The organism is Micromonospora sp. NBC_00330 (assembly GCF_036136635.1).
GTDB classification, from domain to species: domain Bacteria; phylum Actinomycetota; class Actinomycetes; order Mycobacteriales; family Micromonosporaceae; genus Micromonospora; species Micromonospora salmantinae.
This window is the reverse complement of record NZ_CP108012.1, coordinates 6,507,942-6,525,455: the sequence shown is the minus strand read 5'-3', so window position 1 is coordinate 6,525,455 and position 17,514 is coordinate 6,507,942. Positions and strand designations below refer to the sequence as shown.

Below are 17,514 nucleotides of genomic sequence, written 5' to 3'. Positions count from 1 at the left end.
GATACCGGAAACGGGCCGGCGGTGACCCGAGGGGTCGCCGCCGGCCCGTCGGCCGAACCGGAGGAACTACTTCTTGGAGATCAGGGCACGGCCGAAGAAGACCAGGTTGGCGGGGCGCTCGGCGAGCCGGCGCATCAGGTAGCCGTACCACTCGTCGCCGTACGGGACGTAGGTGCGCACCGTGTAGCCCTCGCCGGCCAACCGGGCCTGCTCCTCGGGGCGGATGCCGTAGAGCATCTGGAACTCGAAGCGCTCGGGACCCCTGTCGAACCACCGGGCCCGGTCCTCACCGATGGCGATCATCCGCGGGTCGTGAGTGGCCAGCATCGGGTAACCGTCGCCGGACATCAGGATGTTCATGCAGCGCACGTACGACTTGTCCACCTCACGGGCCGACTGGTACGCCACCGACTCCGGCTCCTTGTAGGCGCCCTTGCACAGCCGCACCCGCGACCCGGCCGAGGAAAGCTCACGGCAGTCCGACTCGGTCCTCCGCAGGTACGCCTGGAGCACCGCGCCGGTCGACGGGAAGTCCTTGCGCAGCCGGCTCAGCACCTCCAACGTCGAGTCGGTGGTGGTGTGGTCCTCCATGTCCAGGGTGACAGTGGTGCCCGCCGCGTCGGCCGCCGCGCAGATCGCCCGCGCGTTGTCGTACGCCAACTGCTCGTCGAACATCTGGCCGAGGGCGGAGAGCTTCACGCTCACCTCGGCGGCCGGGGTGAGCCCCGCGTCGCCGAGCATCTTCAGCAGTTTCAGGTATTCGTCCCGGGTGGCAGTGGCCTGCTCAGGACGGACGGTGTCCTCACCGAGGTGGTCGAGGGTGACCGCGAGGCCGTCGTCGACGAGCCCGCGGGTCGCGCGCAACGCGTCGTCGGTGGCGGCGCCGGCGACGAACCGGCGGACGACGTCCCGGGTGTACGGGGCAGTCGCGACGAGCCGCTCGACCTGGGATGACCGGGAGGCGGCGAGGATGACGGAACGGAGCATGAGCCGAGCGTAACGCCCCTGCCAGGGGCCCCGCCGAGGGGCGGCCGGGCCACCTCGACATGGGGGCGGGGCGGCGGCGTTGGCGTCGATCGGCTACAACGATGCCGTGGACCAACGCCCCCGCCGCCGACTCCGCTCGGCCTCCGTGCAGCTCGGCGCGCTCACCGCTCTCGCGCTCGCCCTCTCCGGCTGCAACATGACCTCGGACGACGACGATGACGACGACTGCGCCCTCGGGCCGGTCGGCGGCGGCGGCACCGTCGCGCTGGCGATGCGGGTCACCGACCCGGCCGCCGGTCGCACCGCCCCGGAGCCGACCAGCGCGGCCCTGCCCGAACGCGGCGGATTCGGCACCCACCTCGCCGCCTGCGGCGGCTGACGTGCGCCGGGAGACGGTCACGCCTCGCACCGACTGGGACGCCACCATCAGGTCGCAGGGGCTGGTCTACGTCGACACCGAGCTGCCCGACGGCGGGATCATGTCGTACTGGGACGAGACCGCCGCGTACGCCTTCGACCTGGACGAGGTGCTGCGGCTGGAGGAGGCCACCGAGGAGCTGCACCGGATGTCGGTTGCCGCCGCCGAGCACGTGGTGGCGCAGCGCCGGTACGCCGAGTTCGGCATCCCGGAGTGGGCGGCCGAGGCGGTGGCCCGTTCGCTGCGGGAGGCGCCACCGACCCTGTACGGGCGCTTCGACCTGGCGTACGACGGCACCTGGCCGCCGAAGATGTTGGAGTACAACGCGGACACCCCCACCGCGCTGGTCGAGGCGAGCATCATCCAGTGGTACTGGCTGGAGCAGACCCGGCCGGAGCTGGACCAGTGGAACAGCCTGCACGAGCGGCTGGTCGGCGCCTGGGCCAAGATCGGGGCAGGGCTGCACGACCCCCGGGTGCACGTGCTCTGGTCGAACGAGGAGGAGTCCGGCGAGGACCACATGACCGCCGGCTACCTCGCCGAGACCGCCCGGCAGGCCGGCCTGAGCGTCGAGCTCCAACCCATCCAGGAGATCGGCTGGGACGGCCGACGCTTCGTCGACGCCGACGACAACCCGGTGACCACCTGCTTCAAGCTCTACCCGTGGGAGTGGATGCTGGCCGAGCCGTACGGGCCGGCAGCCCTGGCCCCGGGCACCCCGACCACCTGGATCGAGCCGGCCTGGAAACTGCTGCTCTCCAACAAGGCGCTGCTCGCGGTCCTCTGGGAGCTGTACCCCGGCCACGAGTACCTGCTCCCGGCGTACCTCGACTCGCCGCGCGGCATGCCGGAGTACGTCGCCAAGCCACTGCTCGGCCGCGAGGGCGGATCGGTACGCATCGTCACCGCCGATGAGGAGATCACCAACCCGGGGATCTACGGCGACGAGGGCTGGTGCTACCAGGAGTTCCGGGCGTTGCCGCAGTTCGATGGCAACAGGACGGTGCTGGGCAGCTGGATCGTCGACGGCGAGTCGGCCGGCGTGGGTGTGCGGGAGAGCGCGAGTCTGATCACCGACGGCTACGCGCGGTTCCTGCCGCACTACATCGACGCGCCGCGCACCCGCTGAGTCGTCTACCGTTGGGGCGTGAACTTCGACGCGTACGCCCGGACCGGCGTTGACCTGGTCAACGCCCGCCTGGACGACCTCGACGACCTGCGGGCCCTCTTCCCCGACGAGAACGCCTGGATGCGCGACGAGGTCGCGGACCGGGACGTGGCCATTTTCCGCCGGGCGCAGAAACGGTTGCGCGACGTCTTCGAGTACGGCACCTCGGGGCGGGACGGCCAGGCGGTCACCGAGCTGAACGCGCTGCTCGAGGCGTTCCCGGTGCAGCCGCGCATCTCCGGGCACGACTCCAGCGACTGGCACATGCACGTGACCAGTCGGGGCGCCTCGGTCAGTGCCGAGTACCTGGCCGGCGCGGTCTGGGGGCTGTCGGTCTGGCTCTGCGAGTACGGCAGCGCCCGGTTCGGGGTCTGCGCCGACGAGCGGTGCGGCAACGTCTACCTGGACACGTCGTCCAACTGCTGCCGGCGGTTCTGCTCGGAGCGCTGCGCCACCCGCTCGCACGTCGCCGCGCACCGGGCCCGTAAGCGGGCGGCGGTCGGCGAGCAGGTGACTGTCGCCCCGCAGCCGACGTCCGCCGCCGATTCCCTCTCAGCGGTCAGCTGACACCGCCACCGCCCGGTCTCGGGCGGACGGGTCAGGCGTCGACCGGTGACGACGCGGTCAGGTGCTGGCGGGCGAACTCCAGCGCGGCGCGCAGGTCCGCCTCGCGCACCGCGCGGCTCTTCGCGCCCCGGGTGGCGACCTCCACCGCCACCGCCCCGGTGAAACCCCGGCCGGCCAGCGAGGAGAGCAGTTCCCCGCAGGGCTGGGTGCCGCGCCCGGGCACCAGGTGCTCGTCGCGGCCCTCGCCGGTGCCGTCGCCGAGGTGCACGTGCGCCAGCCCGGCGCCCATCCGGTCGGCCATCTCCAGGGGGTCGCTGTGCGAGGCCGCGCAGTGCGACAGATCCAGGGTGTACGACGGGTAGCCGGCGTCGGTCGGGTCCCAACCGGGCACGTACGGGACGAACTGCCGGCCCGCCATCCGCACCGGGTACATGTTCTCCACAGCGAAGCGCAGCCCGCTGAACCGGTCCGCGACGGTGGCCAGACCCTCGGCGAAGTTGCGCGCGTAGTCGCGCTGCCAGGTGAACGGTGGGTGCACCACGACTGTCGGCGCGCCCAGCGTCTCGGCCAGCTCGGCGGCCTTGCGCAGGCGCTCCCACGGGTCCGGGCTCCACACCCGCTGGGTGACCAGCAGGCAGGGCGCGTGCACCGAGAGCACCGGCACGTCGTAGTGCGTGGAGAGGCCGCGCAGCGCGCCCGCGTCCTGGCTGACAACGTCGGTCCAGACCATCACCTCGACGCCGTCGTAGCCGAGCGCCGAGGCCAGTTGGAACGCCGCCGCGGTCGGCTCGGGAAAGACCGACGAGCTGGACAGGAGCACGGGAACGCGGGAAGTCACATCAGCCAGCGTAGCCCGGCAGTGCCGGGGGCATCGTGACGAGCGCCGGCAAATCGACCGAAAACGGCCGCCCGATCAGATCGGCTCCAGTTGATCGAGCCGGCGGAGGATGACACCCTCCCGCAGTGCCCACGGGCAGATGTCCAGCGAGTCCAGATCCAGGCGGCGCATCACCGCCTCGGCGACCACGGCACCGGCCAGCAACTGGTGGGCCCGACCCGTGCTGACCCCCTCCAGCTCCATCAACTGCGCCGGTGGGATGTGTCGGATGAAACCGATGACCTGCCGCAAGCCGGCCCGGGTCAGGCTGCGTCGCACCCACAGCCCGGAACCGGACGGGGCCGCCCCGGCCAGTCGGGCCAGGGTGCGGAACGTCTTCGAGGTGGCCACCGCCCGACCCCAGCCCACCTCCGTCATCTGGTCGACGACCTTGTCCAGCCGGCCGTCCACGTACTCCCGGAGCTTGTCGACGGCCTCCGCCGACGGCGGGGCCGCACTGGCCGGATCGACCCCCAGCCGCTCGCGGGTCAGCCGACCGGCCCCGAGCGGCAGGGAGACCGCGACGTCCGGGTCCTCGTCGATGCCGGCGGCGATCTCCAACGAGCCGCCACCGATGTCGAGCACCAGCAGCCGGCCCGCCGACCAGCCGAACCACCGCCGTACGGCCAGGAACGTCATCCGCGCCTCGTCCGCCCCGGAGAGCACCGCCAGACGTACGCCGGTCTCGTCCCGGACCCGGGCCAGCACCTCGGCCGCGTTTGTGGCGTCGCGCACCGCGGACGTGGCGAAAGCGATCAGGTCGTCGGCAGCCAACCCGGTGGCTGCCGCCTTGGCCATGCCCACCGCCTTGACCAGGCCGTCTGCGCCCGCCTCGGTCAGCGCGCCGTCGGGGCCGATCTGCTCGGCCAGCCGGAGCACCACCTTCTCGGAGTGCGCCGGCCACGGGTGCGCGCCGTGGTGCGCGTCCACCACGAGGAGATGCACCGTGTTGGATCCGACGTCGAGGACACCCAGTCGCATGGTGAAGACAGTAGGCGCAACACGTTTGCGCGGCTCACCGGCCTGCGGACGTCACCGCGCGTACGCTGGGCCGAGTGACGATGGAGCTCCGTGTGCTGGTGGACGACCCGGGTGACCCGCGCAGTCGCGAGGTGCCTTTGGACTTCCCTCGGGAGTGGATCGAGTTCACCGACCCGGCCGACGAGACGCACCTGATCCGGGCCGACCTGACCTGGCTGCTCTCCCGCTGGACCTGCATCTTCGGCAAGGGCTGCCACGGCATCATCGCCGGCCGGGCTGCCGACGGTTGCTGCTCGCACGGGGCGTTCTTCACCGACTCGGACGACGAGAAGCGGGTTCGCAACGCCGTCCGGCGACTCGCCCCGTCGACCTGGCAGCATTTCCGGCGCGGGTTCAAGAACTGGACCGACGAGGACACCATCGACGGCAAGACCCCGGCCCGCCGCACCGCCACGCAGGGCCCCGACGGTCCGTGTGTGTTCCTCAACGACGCCGACTTCGCCGGCGGTGGCGGTTGCGCCCTGCACGCCCAGGCGCTGCGCGACGGGGTGCACCCGTTGGAATACAAGCCGGACGTCTGTTGGCAGCTGCCGATCCGCCGCGATCAGGACTGGGTGAAACGACCGGACAACAGCAAGGTGCTGGTCTCCACCCTGTCCGAGTTCGACCGGCGGGGTTGGGGAGCGGGCGGGCACGACCTGGACTGGTGGTGCACCTCTTCGACGGACGCGCACGTCGGCACCGAGCCGATGTACCTGTCGTACTCCCCGGAGCTGACCGCCCTGATCGGCGCTGCCGCGTACGAGCGGCTGGCCGAGCTGTGCGCGACCAGAACGAAGCAGGGCATGATCGCCCCGCACCCCGCCGACGAGGTCTAGCGGTCTCGGCAGCGATTTGCTGGCGATGACGCATTCAGCCGACAACGACCCGGCCCAGCGAGACGCCGCGGACTTCGGCGGTTTCGCGACGAGATCATCGGGCGCCACGCCACACTGCTCGCTCTTCTGAAGAGCGACGCCACAACGGCCTAGGGCACAGAGTCGGTGCGTCGGGCGGGACGCCTTTGGAGCTGACTCGTTTACGGCATCGGCTCTACGACGCCAGCTCTACGACGTCAGCTCTACGACGCCAGCTCTACGACGCCAGCTCTACGACGCCAGCTCTACGACGCCAGCTCTACGACGTCGGCGGATGACTCGTTTGTGACATCAGCTCCAAAGGGCCGCAGCAACGGACTCGCCCCGCCGCGCAGGTGGCGCAACTCTCGGAGCTGGCCCGCCGCTCAAGGGCGGACAGGCCGAAGGGGGCCTGCGTCGAACGCAGACCCCCTTCGGGTACGCCGATCACGGCTCGAACTTGTAGCCCAGACCCCGCACGGTCACGATGAAGCGCGGCGCGGACGGCTCCGGCTCGATCTTGGAGCGCAGCCGCTTGACGTGCACGTCCAGCGTCTTGGTGTCACCGACGTAGTCGGCACCCCAGACCCGGTCGATGAGCTGGCCGCGGGTCAGCACCCGGCCCGCGTTGCGCAGCAGCAGCTCCAGCAGTTCGAATTCCTTCAGCGGCAGCTGCACGGCCCCGCCGTCCACGGTCACCACGTGCCGCTCGATGTCCATCCGCACCGGCCCAGCGGCCAGCGTCGGCGCACCCGCCTCGGCCACCTCCGGGCTCTGCCGGCGCAGCACCGCCCGGATCCGGGCGACCAGTTCCCGCGGCGAGTACGGCTTCGTGACGTAGTCGTCGGCGCCGATCTCCAGCCCGACCACCTTGTCGATCTCGCTGTCCCGGGCGGTGACCATGATGATCGGCACGGCGGAACGCTGCCGCAACTGCCGGCAGACCTCGGTCCCCGACATCTCGGGCAACATCAGGTCGAGCAGCACGATGTCGGCGCCGGTCCGGTCGAACTCGGTGAGGGCGTCGGTGCCGGTCGCGGCGACCGAAACCTCAAAGCCCTCCTTACGGAGCATGTACGACAAGGCGTCGGAGAACGACTCCTCGTCCTCGACCACCAGAACGCGGCTCAACGGGGATTTCCTTTCCATTTGCTGTCAGACCTGCCGTAGCCCAGTCGGACCGGACTCGATCCCAACCGGCGGCAGTGTCGCCAGGAGGTCGTCCGGTGGACTGGCGGGCAGCCGGAGGGTGAACGTCGATCCACCACCAAGAGTGCTCGACACCTCGACCCGTCCGCCATGGTTGCTCGCAATGTGTTTCACGATCGCCAGGCCGAGCCCGGTGCCGCCGGTGGCACGCGAGCGGGCCTGGTCGGCCCGGTAGAACCGCTCGAAGATCCGGTCCACGTCGGTGGGGGCGATACCGATGCCCTGGTCGGCGACGGCGACCTCGACGTGCTCGTCGTCGCCGCGGAGGGTCACCCGCACCGTGGTGTCCTCGCCTGAGTAGTTGATGGCGTTCTCCACCAGGTTCGCCACCGCCGTGGCGAGTTGGGAGTCGCTGCCGTACGCGGTGAGACCACGGGCCCCGTCCACTGTCACCGCCACACCCCGGGCGGAGGCAGTGGTGCGGGTCCGGTCGACCACCTCGGCGATCACCCAGTCCAGCGCGACCGGCTCGGGTGGCGGCTGCGGCTCAGCCCCCTGCAACCGGGTCAGCTCCAGCAACTCCTGCACCAGCCGACCCAACCGGGTCGACTCGTGCTGGATCCGTTCGGCGAACCGGCGGGCGGCCACCAGATCCTCGGAGAGGTCGGGTGCCGCGGCGTCGGCCGGCTCGGTCGCGTCCAGCAACGCCTCGGCGAGCAGTTGCAGGGCCCCGATCGGCGTCTTCAGCTCGTGGCTCACGTTGGCCACGAAGTCGCGTCGTACCCGGGTCAGCCGGTGCGACTCGGTCACGTCGACCGCCTCGACAGCGATGAAGCCGTTGCCGAGACCCATCGCCCGCAGGTGCACGCCCAGCGGGTTCTCCCCCGCACTGTCGCGACCTCTGGGCAGGTCCAGCTCGATCTCGCGTCGCACGCCGGTGCGTCGCACCTGGCCGGCAAGGGTACGGATCAGCGGATGCGCGGCGATTGAGCCGGGGGTGCTGCCGGTACGCAGCAGTCCCATCGCGCGGGCGGCCGGGTTGATGAGCACGGGGACGTCGTCGTTGTCCAGAACCACGACACCGGCCCGGAGTGAGTCGATCGTCCGGCGGCCGAGCCCGGCCTGCTGCTCGTCGGCTATCGCGGGCCTCCCCCTGCTCCAGCGGAAGCTGACGCTCCCCTTCGACGTGGAGTGACCGTCCCGCCTCGGCAGGAACCGGGGCAGCAGCAGACCGGCGGCCATCCCGGCCACCAACGCCAGGGCCACCACGACCGCCACAGCCCACTCCACCCGGCGATCGTAGGGTCATTGTTAACCTGGCTACCACACAGAACGGGACGAACTACCCTCACTTACGGAAGTGTTCACCCCCACGTCTGGCGTCGTTCACCGTGGTTCATCCGGGATCCGTCCACGCGCCCTACCGTTGGCGTCGCACCTGCTCAACCCCCTGCGCCGGCACCCGTCGGCGGCGACCGACCACAGGACGTGATGATGCGCGACGAGTTCCGGGCCGACCTCCAGATCGTCAGCCAACTGCTGGTGGACATGGCGGAGGGCGTCCGCGCCGCCATGCGCCAGGCCACCCGGGCCCTGCTCACCGCCGACCGGCAGGCCGCCGAGACGGTCATCGAGCGGGACGCCGAGATCGACGACCTCTACCGGCACGTCGAGGAGCGGGTCTGTGACCTGCTCGCCCGACAGGCGCCGGTCGCCTCCGACCTCCGGGCGATGATCACCGCGCTGCACGTGGCCGCTGATCTGGAGCGGATGGGCGACCTCGCCGAGCACGTGGCGAAGACCGCCCTGCGCCGGCACCCCTCTCCCGCCGTCCCGGCCGAGCTGCGGACGGTCTTCACCGAGATGTCCGAGATCGCCGACCGGATGGCCGTGAAGATCGGTTCGGTGCTGGCGAAGCCCGACGCCGACCTCGCCGGCGAACTGGACCGCGACGACGACGCCATGGACGAGCTGCACAAGAACCTGTTCGCCGTGCTGCTCGGCGACGACTGGCCGTACGGGGTGGAGACGGCTATCGACGCCACCCTGCTGGGCCGCTTCTACGAGCGCTTCGCCGACCACGCGGTCAACGCCGGCGAGCACGTGATCTACCTGATCACCGGGGAGAGCTCCCCCAGCGGTAACTGACCGGCACGCAAAGGGGCCCCTCGCCATCGCTTCTCCGCGATGACGAGGGGCCCCTTTCTGGTGGCTCAGCGCCCCTGGTTGGCCACCGCCGCGGCGGCCGCCTTCGCGGCGGTCGGGTCGAGGTAGGTGCCGCCCAGAGTGAGCGGGCGCAGCTGCGGGTCGAGGTCGTAGCGCAGCGGGATGCCCGTCGGGATGTTCAGCTTGGCGATCGCCTCGTCGGAGATCTGGTCGAGGTGCTTGACGAGGGCGCGCAGCGAGTTGCCGTGCGCGGCCACCAGCACCGTCCGGCCGGCCAGGATGTCCGGCACGATCGAGTCGTACCAGTAGGGCAGCATCCGCTCGACGACGTCCTTGAGGCACTCGGTGCGCGGCATCAGCTCGGTCGGCAGCAGCGCGTAGCGCGGGTCACCCACCTGCGACCACTCGTCGTTGTCGTCGATGGGCGGCGGTGGGGTGTCGTACGACCGGCGCCAGAGCATGAACTGCTCCTCGCCGTACTCGTCGAGGGTCTGCTTCTTGTTCTTGCCCTGCAGGGCGCCGTAGTGGCGCTCGTTGAGCCGCCACGACCGGCGCACGGCGATCCAGTGCCGGTCGGCGGCGTTGAGCGCCAGCTCGGCGGTGCGGATCGCACGGCGCATCACGCTGGTGTGCACGACGTCCGGCAGCAGGCTGTGCTCGCGCATCAACTCGCCGCCGCGCCGCGCCTCGCCCTCGCCCTTCTCGGTCAGGTCGACGTCCACCCAGCCGGTGAAGAGGTTCTTGGCATTCCAGTCGCTCTCACCGTGTCGCAGCAGGACCAGCGTCCCGACGGTGGGCCCTTCGCTCGCAGTCATGCGGATCATCCTGCCTCAACCGCCCGGCGGACACGCGGGCAGCCGTCGTGACGACCACCACGTGAAAAAGCTGATGACCAGCGGATCCGGCCGCCACTAGGGTTGTAAGGCACACCAGTCACATCGGTCATTACTTGCAAGCGGGGCGCCATATGCGGACGATGCGGAGTTGGTTCCGGGACACCACCGGCGGCCTACCGACCACCTTCTGGTACCTGTGGTCGGGCACCCTGATCAACCGACTCGGCTCGTTCGTCCTCGTCTTCCTCGCCATCTACCTGACCCAGGAACGTGGCTTCTCGGCCTCGCAGGCCGGCCTGGTGATCGGCCTGTGGGGCGTTGGCGGGGCGTTCGGCACCACCGCCGGCGGCACTCTGGCCGACCGGTGGGGCCGCCGGCCGACGCTGCTCACCGCCCACGTGGGCGCTGCGGCCATGATGCTCGGGCTCGGGCTGGCCCGGGATCTCTGGGCGGTGGCGCTGGGCGCGCTGCTGCTCGGCATGTTCGCCGAGGCGGCCCGGCCCGCGTTCGGGGCGATGATGATCGACGTGGTGCCGGCGAAGGACCGGCTGCGCGCCTTCTCGCTCAACTACTGGGCGATCAACCTGGGCTTCGCCTGCGCCGCCGTCCTCGCCGGCCTCGCCGCACAGGCCGACTACCTGCTGCTGTTCGTGGTCGACGCGGCCACGATGCTGATCACCGCGCTGATCATCTTCAGCAAGGTGCCGGAGACCCGACAGGCCGGCCCCGCCACCGCCGTCACTGCGGCAGCGGCTCCGCGCGGCGCGCTGCGCACGATCCTCACCGACCGGGTCTACCTCGGATTCGTGGCACTCAACCTGTTCGCCGCGCTGGTGTTCCTCCAGCACATCTCGATGCTGCCGATCGCGATGGGCGACGACGGTCTGAGCCCCGCCACCTACGGCTCGGTGATCGCGCTCAACGGCATCCTCATCGTGGTCGGCCAACTCTTCGTGCCCCGACTGATCCGGGGTCGGAGCCGCTCGCACGTGCTCGCGCTGGCGTCCGTGGTGATGGGCGTGGGGTTCGGGCTGACCGCTTTCGCCGGCACCCCCTGGTTCTACGGGCTGACAGTGCTGATCTGGACGGTCGGCGAGATGCTGAACTCGCCCTCCAACTCCACGCTGATCGCCGAACTCTCCCCGGCCGAGCTGCGCGGTCGCTACCAGGGCGTGTTCTCCCTCTCGTGGCAGATCGCCGGGGCCAGCGCGCCGATCCTCGGTGGCCTGGTGCGCGAGCACGCCGGCAACGACACCCTCTGGTACGGCTGCGCCGCCCTCGGCCTCCTGACCGCGGTGGCCCACCTGGTGTCGGGGCCGGCCCGGGAACGGCGTGCGGCCGCGCTGCGCCGCTCCGGTGAGGCACTGGCACCGGCCACCGGGTCACGTGCGCCACAGCCCGCCGAGGCGTAATGAGTGGCGCGGCGGTGCCGCAGTTCCTACTGTGCAGGTGGAAACAGTTAACAACCTGAACTGTCGGGAGGTCGGGTGCACGCCCTGCGGCGCTGGTGGCACGAAACCGCAGGCGGACTACCCGCCACCTTCTGGTACCTCTGGGCCGGCCTGCTGATAAACCGGGCCGGCGCGTTCGCCATGCTGTTCCTCTCGCTCTACCTCACCGACGTACGCGGCGCGAGCGAAGCTCTGGCCGGCACAGTGGTCGGCGCGTACGGGGCCGGCGGAGCGGCCGGCGTCCTGCTCGGCGGGGTGCTCGCCGACCGGTGGGGACGCCGGGCGACCCTGCTCGCCGCGCACCTGGCCACTGTCGGCCTGATGATGGCGCTCGCCTTCACCCGACCCCTGCTGCTGATCGCGGTGCTGTCCGCGCTGATCGGCGTGGTCCACTCGATGCCCAGCCCGGCGTTCGTGGCGGCGATCGTCGACGTGGTGCCCGCCGAGCGCCGCTCGCGGGCGTTCAACCTTCAGTTCTGGGCGTTCAACCTGGGCATGGCTGTCGCCTCGCTGCTCGCCGGGGTGCTGGCCGAGGCGAGCTTCACCGCGCTGTTCCTGGTCGACGCGGGCGCCACACTGACCGCCGCTGCCGTGATCGCCTGGAAGGTGCCCGAAACCCTGCGGCTGGCCCGGCCAGCGGCCGGCCCAGCGCCCGCCACGGGCGCGGCACCGACATCCGTCCGGACCCGTCGGCCGGGCCTGCACACCGCGCTCACCGACCGCACCTTCCTGATCTTCGTCGGGCTCACCTTCGTGCTGGCCGTACTCACCATGCAGACGTCGACCATCATGCCGCTGGCCATGCGCGCGGACGGCCTGGGCCCGTCGGCGTACGGGGTGGTGGTGGCGCTCGGCGGCGCGCTGATCGTGGTCGGGCAGTTGTTCGTGCCCCGGCTGATCGACAGGCACCGTAAGGACGTCGTGCTGGCGGCCTCCACGGCGCTGCTCGCGCTCGGTTTCGGGGCGCTCGCCATCGCCGACGAACTGGCCATCTACCTGGGTGCCGCAGTGGTCTGGACGGTCGGCTCGATGCTCGCCGCCCCGCCCAACGCGCAGATCAACGCGGACCTGGCGCCACCGCAGCTACGAGCGCGTTACCAGTCGGTCTTCTACCTGACGTTCCCCGCCGCGGCGTTCGTCGCGCCCACTCTCGGAGGCGTGAGCCTCCAGCACCTCGGCGACCGGCACTGGCTGATCGTGGGCGGGCTGGGTCTGCTGGCCGCGCTCGGGCACCTGCTCGCCGGACCACCCCGGGAGCGGCACGTCGCCGCGCTGCGCCGGGTTGTCGACAGGGAGCGGACACCCCCGGCAGACCGCGTACCGACCGGATAACCGACGCAAAGCGCCCACCACGTCCCTGAAGGTCGTGGTGGGCGCCCGCCGGTGGGGCCGGCGGCGGCGGGCAACACTCACCCCCGTAAGCATCGCCCGCTCACGCCGCCGGTCCAAACAGGTGGGAACCGTCCCCCAACGGTTATTCCACCCGTCCCCTCGCGCCTCGTCTGGTGCGCGGATCTGATCGATCCGCCGCTCCCCCGAACGTTTCCAAACGTGGCGCGGTGCAATAAAGCTAGTTCGCCCGGATTCTGGATTCAACCCAGAACGGCTGTCTCGCCGGTCACAACTGGCGAGTATCCGCTGCTCCGGCCTCGTCCGTTGGCAACAGCCGGGTACCCGTCGGCCATTCCCGCAAACACCTCAACCGTCTTCCCGATCGGGTGACTCGGTCCGGAAGAAGCTGCTCTGCCGGCCGTTCCGCAACTGTTCCTGATAAATCAGGTTCAGCCGCCGCAGGTCAAAGGTGTAGAACCAGTCATCCCAGGTGATCTCGCGGATCCGGCTGCTTTCCCGGTATCCGGGAATGTTGAACGTCAACACCCCCGCCCGGCCATCCCGCTCGGTGCCGGCGATGGTCGCCGGTTTGGCCCCGCGTTCCCGGGCCCACCGCTGGATCACCTCGTGGTTCGCCGTGATCAAACTCCGTCCCGGCCGCTCCGGCCGGTCCGTGAGCGACGAGATCACCTGCGAGCTACGGACCGACCGCCCCGTACCCCGTCCGGTCCGGATCCCGCCGACCGCCGTCCCGCCACCGGTCGACGGCGTCAACGTGCGCTTGGCCGCCGCGCTCTTGGCCGGTGCCGTGCGCTTGGCTGCCGCGCTCCTGGCCGGTGCCGCGCGCTTCGCCGTCGTGCGCTTGGCCGCCGCGCTCTTGGCCGGCGTCGTACGCTTCGCCGCCGGTCGTGCCGGCGCCTTCTTCGCCGGCGCCTTCCGCGCAGGCGCCGTACGCGCCGTCGCTGTCTTACGGGCCGCCGTGGTCTTCCGGGCGGCGGCGGTCCTGCTCGCGGCCGTCGTCCGGCTCGCGGCAGTGGTCCTGCGGGCGGCCGTCGACGTCGCCGCCGTGGTCCTCTTCGCGGCGGTCGCCTTCTTCGCCGGCGCCTTCTTCGCCGCCGCCGTCGACTTCCGCCCGGCGGTCGCCTTCGTTGCGGCGGCCCGCTTCGCGGGCGCGCTCTTGTTCGCCGGCGCGGCCTTCGCGCGGCTCGACGCCGGCCTGGCCGCCGACTTCTTGGTGGCGGCGGCACGACCCGCCGACGCCCTGGTGCCGGCGGCCCGGCCCGAGGGGCCGGTGCTGCTCCGACCCGCGCCGGAGCGCATCGAGCGCACCAGCTGTTTCACCAGCTCGGGCTTGCGCAATGCGGAGATCCCGGAGACCCCGCGTTTGCGCAACTGTCCGCGGATGTCGTCCACCCGCATCCGGGAAATCTCCGACTCGGAGACTCCGGGCGTACCCGGCGTCTGGTTGCCGGCCTGTCGCTTCGTCCTGGTCGCAGTCGCGCCGCGACCTGAGCTGTTCCGCTGAGCCATGGGACGCTCCGCTCCTTGGCACTCCGTCATCGGCGCGCGGGGGTCCCTTGCCGCACCGCGCGGTGCGGCATACCCGTCAGGAGCACTCCGAACCACAGTCAACTCGCCATGGTCGTGCTGCATCCAGGATCGAGTGGTGACGCCGCTGCGGCGACACCACCACTTCCTCGTTCGAGCACGATCAGGGGAGGCGGTCCCGGGCGCGGGGCCCCGGGCGCGGGCTGGTGGGTCAGGTCGGGTCGGGGCCGGCGCCGGAAGGCTCGAAGAGGTGGGCGAAGGCGGCCAGGTTGGCTGTCGACTCGCCCCGCTTCACCCGCCACTCGTACTCGCGCCGGATCGAACTGCCGAAGCCGATCTCCAGCATCGTGTCGAACGACTCGTCGGCGTACGTGAGCACCGCGCCGAACAGTCGGTCCAACTCGTCGGCGTCCACGCCGGCCGGGTTGACCCGACCGGTCAGGTACACGTCGCCGACCGCGTCGGTGGAGAAGGAGACGCCGTACATCCGGGCGTTGCGCTGCAACAGCCAGGCCCACAGCTCCTCGCGGCGCTCGTCCGGCTGGCGCATCACGAACGCCTCGATCCGCAGCGCGTGCTCGCCGACGATCAGGTTGCAGATCGTCTTGAGCTTGTGGGTGCCCGGCAGCGTCACCGCGTACGAGCCGGGGCCGGTCGACTCCCAGGCCAGGTCCCGCTCGGCGCAGACCGACTCGATCAGGGTCGCAAGATCGCTCTTCGGGCTCACCGGACCCACTCTACGACCGACCCGGCTCGCGCACCGGGTGACAACCGGGCCCCCGGGTCACCAGGAGCAGGAGAGCGCCGGGCCGCCCGCGAGGTCGGCCGCGAGCCGGGCGCGCTGCCCGGCGATCGCCTCGCCGTAGACCCCGAGCAGACCGGCGACCGTACGGTCCCAGGAGAAGTGCCGAGCGTGCTGCTCGGCGCCTCGGGCCAGCACCGACCGCAGCGCCCGGTTCGGCAGCAGGCTGCCCATCGCACGGGCCCAGTCAACCGGGTCGTGACCGTCGATCAGTACGCCACTGACCTGGTCGCGGACGGCGGTGACCAGCCCTCCGACGGCGGCGGCCAGCACCGGCGTACCGCAGGCCTGCGCCTCCAGGGCGACAAGCCCGAACGATTCGTTGTGCGACGGCACCGCGACCAGGTCCGCCGCCCGGTACAGGGCCGGAAGGTCGTCCCCGGTGAGCGGCGGCAGGAACCGCACCCCGTCGCTGACCCCGAGCTTGGCGGCCAACTCGATCAGGGCGGTCGGCCGGTCCAGCCCACTGCCGCTGGGCCCGCCGCAGATCACCACCGTCACCTGGTCGGCCAGCGCCGGATCCCGCTCCCGCAACGCGGCAATCGCGCGAATCAGCACGTCGGGGGCCTTGAGTGGCTGGATCCGACCGACGAAGGCAACCACGTACCCGTCGACGGGAAGCCCCAGCCGGCGACGGGCCTGGCGGCCGGCCGCGGACCTGTCACCCGGCGCGGGCCGGAACCGGGCCAGGTCGACGCCCGGCTGCACGACGGACACGCGGGTCGGGTCGGCGTCGTACCGGTCGAGCAGGTCGCTGGCCTCGAACCGGGTGTTGGCGACCAGCCGGTCCGCCTCGGCGACGACCTGTTCCTCGCCGATGACCCGGGCCTTGGGCTCCGGCCGGTCCCCGGCCGCGAGTTGGGCGTTCTTGACCTTCGCGAGGGTGTGCGCGGTGTGCACCAGCGGCACCCCCCAGCGCTCCTTGGCCAGCCAACCGACCTGGCCGGAGAGCCAGTAGTGGGAGTGGATCAGGTCGTAGTGGCCGGGCGGACGGGACGCCTCGGCGCGCAGCACCCCCGCGGTGAAGGCACAGAGCTGACCGGGCAGCTCCTCCTTGGTGAGGCCCTCCAGGGGGCCGGAGGTGATGTGTCGGACCTGCACTCCGGGCGCCATCTCGACCACCGGGGGGAGGTCACCGGAGGTGGCCCGGGTGAAGATCTCCACCTCCACGTTGGCCTCGGCGAGACGCCTGGCGACTTCGAGGATGTAGACGTTCATTCCGCCGGCATCACCCGTGCCGGGCTGGTGCAGGGGGGAGGTGTGTACCGACAGGGTGGCGATGCGGCGAGGCCGGGGCCACGGTCGGGCACCTCGCTGACGCCCGACACCGGTGTGCATATCCGCCACATCCGCTCCTTCTTCACGGTTGATGCCGTCTCGCACGACCGGCGCTTCTCGGTCAACCTGTACGCCGGATGTCATCTTCCCCATCGGGCTTCGGAAATTCCCCGGCGCGGCCCCTCGGCGTGACGGACCTCATCACCGAACGCCCGCCGATGGCTGCCCTACGCCCGGTCGGGGCGGGTCGTACGCCCGCTGTGACAATGTCGGGATGACCTCAGTCGCCATCGTCACCGGAGCGTCCAGCGGGATCGGCGCGGCCACCGCCCGCCGACTCGCCGCCGAGGGCTTCCACGTGCTCGCCGCCGCCCGCCGCGCCGAACGGCTCACCGAGCTGGTCGCCGAGATCACCGCCGCCGGCGGGCAGGCCACCGCCGTGACCTGCGACGTCACCTCGGACGAGTCGGTGGCCCGGCTGGCCGAGGCCGCCGCCCAGGCACCCGGGCCGGTCGCGCTCCTGGTCAACAACGCCGGCGGAGCGCGCGGGCTGGACCCGGTGGAGTCCGGCTCGGTCGCCGACTGGCAGTGGATGTACGACGTGAACGTGCTCGGCACCCTGCGGGTCACCCAGGCGCTCCTGCCGGCGCTGGAGGCCTCCGGCTCCGGCACCGTCGTGGTGGTCTCCTCCACCGCCGGATTGACCGTGTACGAGGGCGGGGGCGGCTACACCGCCGCGAAGCACGCGCAGACCGCCATCGCCGGCACGCTCCGCCTGGAACTGTGTGGCCGGCCGCTGCGGGTCATCGAGATCGACCCGGGCATGGTGAAGACCGACGAGTTCGGGCTGGTCCGCTTCGAGGGCGACGCGGAACGGGCCGCCGCCGTCTACGCCGGGGTGCCGGGGCCGCTGGTCGCCGAGGACGTCGCCGACTGCATCGCCTGGTGCGCGACCCGCCCCGAGCACGTCAACATCGACCGGCTGGTGGTCCGGCCCCGGGCACAGGCCGCCCAGCACAAGGTGCACCGGGTCTAGCAGTGCTGCGCGAGGAGTGAGC

At 71.2% G+C, this 17,514-nt stretch carries 17 protein-coding genes; 8 read left to right on the top strand and 9 right to left on the bottom strand.

What is annotated here, in order from left to right:
* Positions 1 to 66 precede the first annotated feature (66 nt).
* Positions 67 to 987 (bottom strand): proline dehydrogenase family protein, encoded by a 921-nt coding sequence (locus tag OG598_RS29775; protein WP_238684524.1) that lies wholly within the window; start codon positions 985 to 987, stop codon positions 67 to 69.
* Between the two features lie 106 nt (positions 988 to 1,093).
* Here OG598_RS29775 and OG598_RS29770 point away from each other — a divergent pair, with 106 nt between their 5' ends.
* Genes OG598_RS29770 through OG598_RS29760 form a run of 3 tightly spaced genes read left to right on the top strand, consistent with a single transcriptional unit; the run spans position 1,094 to position 3,140 of the window.
* Positions 1,094 to 1,366: a hypothetical protein gene (locus OG598_RS29770; RefSeq protein ID WP_328652017.1), complete on the top strand. Its 273-nt coding sequence runs from the start codon at positions 1,094 to 1,096 to the stop codon at positions 1,364 to 1,366.
* 1 nt (position 1,367) lies between these two features.
* The gene (locus OG598_RS29765; RefSeq protein ID WP_328652016.1) at positions 1,368 to 2,534 is read left to right on the top strand and encodes a glutathionylspermidine synthase family protein; all 1,167 of its coding nucleotides are present in this window, start codon (positions 1,368 to 1,370) and stop codon (positions 2,532 to 2,534) included.
* Between the two features lie 18 nt (positions 2,535 to 2,552).
* Positions 2,553 to 3,140, top strand: coding sequence for a CGNR zinc finger domain-containing protein (locus OG598_RS29760; RefSeq protein ID WP_328652015.1), 588 nt, complete (start codon positions 2,553 to 2,555; stop codon positions 3,138 to 3,140).
* Between the two features lie 31 nt (positions 3,141 to 3,171).
* On the opposite strand, the gene OG598_RS29755 is transcribed toward OG598_RS29760, so the two are convergent.
* Complete coding sequence (locus tag OG598_RS29755) at positions 3,172 to 3,978, bottom strand: sugar phosphate isomerase/epimerase family protein (protein WP_328652014.1); 807 nt, start codon at positions 3,976 to 3,978, stop codon at positions 3,172 to 3,174.
* 75 nt (positions 3,979 to 4,053) lie between these two features.
* The gene (locus tag OG598_RS29750; protein ID WP_328652013.1) at positions 4,054 to 4,998 is read right to left on the bottom strand and encodes a Ppx/GppA phosphatase family protein; all 945 of its coding nucleotides are present in this window, start codon (positions 4,996 to 4,998) and stop codon (positions 4,054 to 4,056) included.
* A gap of 80 nt (positions 4,999 to 5,078) precedes the next feature.
* Here OG598_RS29750 and OG598_RS29745 point away from each other — a divergent pair, with 80 nt between their 5' ends.
* A complete protein-coding gene (locus OG598_RS29745; protein ID WP_328655476.1) occupies positions 5,079 to 5,876 on the top strand; it encodes a hypothetical protein in 798 nt (265 codons plus the stop codon).
* Between the two features lie 465 nt (positions 5,877 to 6,341).
* On the opposite strand, the gene OG598_RS29740 is transcribed toward OG598_RS29745, so the two are convergent.
* Together OG598_RS29740 and OG598_RS29735 are read right to left on the bottom strand one after the other, a co-directional pair.
* Entirely contained in the window at positions 6,342 to 7,025 is a 684-nt protein-coding gene (locus OG598_RS29740) for a response regulator transcription factor (RefSeq protein ID WP_030329696.1), read from the bottom strand.
* 24 nt (positions 7,026 to 7,049) lie between these two features.
* Positions 7,050 to 8,333 carry a sensor histidine kinase gene (locus OG598_RS29735; RefSeq protein ID WP_328652012.1) on the bottom strand — a complete coding sequence of 428 codons (1,284 nt, stop codon included), beginning with the start codon at positions 8,331 to 8,333 and terminating at the stop codon, positions 7,050 to 7,052.
* A 204-nt stretch (positions 8,334 to 8,537) separates the two neighbouring features.
* Here OG598_RS29735 and phoU point away from each other — a divergent pair, with 204 nt between their 5' ends.
* Positions 8,538 to 9,191 carry a phosphate signaling complex protein PhoU gene (gene phoU, locus OG598_RS29730; protein ID WP_328652011.1) on the top strand — a complete coding sequence of 218 codons (654 nt, stop codon included), beginning with the start codon at positions 8,538 to 8,540 and terminating at the stop codon, positions 9,189 to 9,191.
* A 65-nt stretch (positions 9,192 to 9,256) separates the two neighbouring features.
* Here phoU and OG598_RS29725 read toward each other — a convergent pair whose 3' ends face one another.
* Positions 9,257 to 10,024: a phosphoglyceromutase gene (locus tag OG598_RS29725; protein ID WP_196919940.1), complete on the bottom strand. Its 768-nt coding sequence runs from the start codon at positions 10,022 to 10,024 to the stop codon at positions 9,257 to 9,259.
* Between the two features lie 152 nt (positions 10,025 to 10,176).
* On the opposite strand from OG598_RS29725, the gene OG598_RS29720 reads away from it, so the two are divergent.
* A complete protein-coding gene (locus tag OG598_RS29720; protein WP_328652010.1) occupies positions 10,177 to 11,457 on the top strand; it encodes an MDR family MFS transporter in 1,281 nt (426 codons plus the stop codon).
* A gap of 75 nt (positions 11,458 to 11,532) precedes the next feature.
* Positions 11,533 to 12,828 carry an MFS transporter gene (locus OG598_RS29715; protein WP_328652009.1) on the top strand — a complete coding sequence of 432 codons (1,296 nt, stop codon included), beginning with the start codon at positions 11,533 to 11,535 and terminating at the stop codon, positions 12,826 to 12,828.
* A gap of 366 nt (positions 12,829 to 13,194) precedes the next feature.
* On the opposite strand, the gene OG598_RS29710 is transcribed toward OG598_RS29715, so the two are convergent.
* From OG598_RS29710 to mshA, 3 genes are all read right to left on the bottom strand, one after another.
* Complete coding sequence (locus OG598_RS29710; protein WP_328655475.1) at positions 13,195 to 14,148, bottom strand: hypothetical protein; 954 nt, start codon at positions 14,146 to 14,148, stop codon at positions 13,195 to 13,197.
* Positions 14,149 to 14,587: 439 nt separating this feature from the next.
* A complete protein-coding gene (locus OG598_RS29705) occupies positions 14,588 to 15,103 on the bottom strand; it encodes a YbjN domain-containing protein (protein WP_112605262.1) in 516 nt (171 codons plus the stop codon).
* Between the two features lie 57 nt (positions 15,104 to 15,160).
* A complete protein-coding gene (gene mshA, locus OG598_RS29700; protein WP_328652008.1) occupies positions 15,161 to 16,525 on the bottom strand; it encodes a D-inositol-3-phosphate glycosyltransferase in 1,365 nt (454 codons plus the stop codon).
* 205 nt (positions 16,526 to 16,730) lie between these two features.
* Here mshA and OG598_RS29695 point away from each other — a divergent pair, with 205 nt between their 5' ends.
* Entirely contained in the window at positions 16,731 to 17,492 is a 762-nt protein-coding gene (locus tag OG598_RS29695) for an SDR family oxidoreductase (RefSeq protein ID WP_328652007.1), read from the top strand.
* The last annotated feature ends 22 nt before the right edge of the window (positions 17,493 to 17,514 follow it).

Coding starts and splice junctions, on each gene's coding strand:
- OG598_RS29710 (WP_328655475.1), bottom strand. CDS start 14,148: ATGCGCTCCGGCGCGGGTCGGAGCAGCACCGGCCCCTCGGGCCGGGCC.
- phoU (WP_328652011.1), top strand. CDS start 8,538: ATGCGCGACGAGTTCCGGGCCGACCTCCAGATCGTCAGCCAACTGCTG.
- OG598_RS29695 (WP_328652007.1), top strand. CDS start 16,731: ATGACCTCAGTCGCCATCGTCACCGGAGCGTCCAGCGGGATCGGCGCG.
- OG598_RS29720 (WP_328652010.1), top strand. CDS start 10,177: ATGCGGACGATGCGGAGTTGGTTCCGGGACACCACCGGCGGCCTACCG.
- OG598_RS29725 (WP_196919940.1), bottom strand. CDS start 10,024: ATGACTGCGAGCGAAGGGCCCACCGTCGGGACGCTGGTCCTGCTGCGA.
- OG598_RS29775 (WP_238684524.1), bottom strand. CDS start 987: ATGCTCCGTTCCGTCATCCTCGCCGCCTCCCGGTCATCCCAGGTCGAG.
- OG598_RS29745 (WP_328655476.1), top strand. CDS start 5,079: ATGGAGCTCCGTGTGCTGGTGGACGACCCGGGTGACCCGCGCAGTCGC.
- OG598_RS29750 (WP_328652013.1), bottom strand. CDS start 4,998: ATGCGACTGGGTGTCCTCGACGTCGGATCCAACACGGTGCATCTCCTC.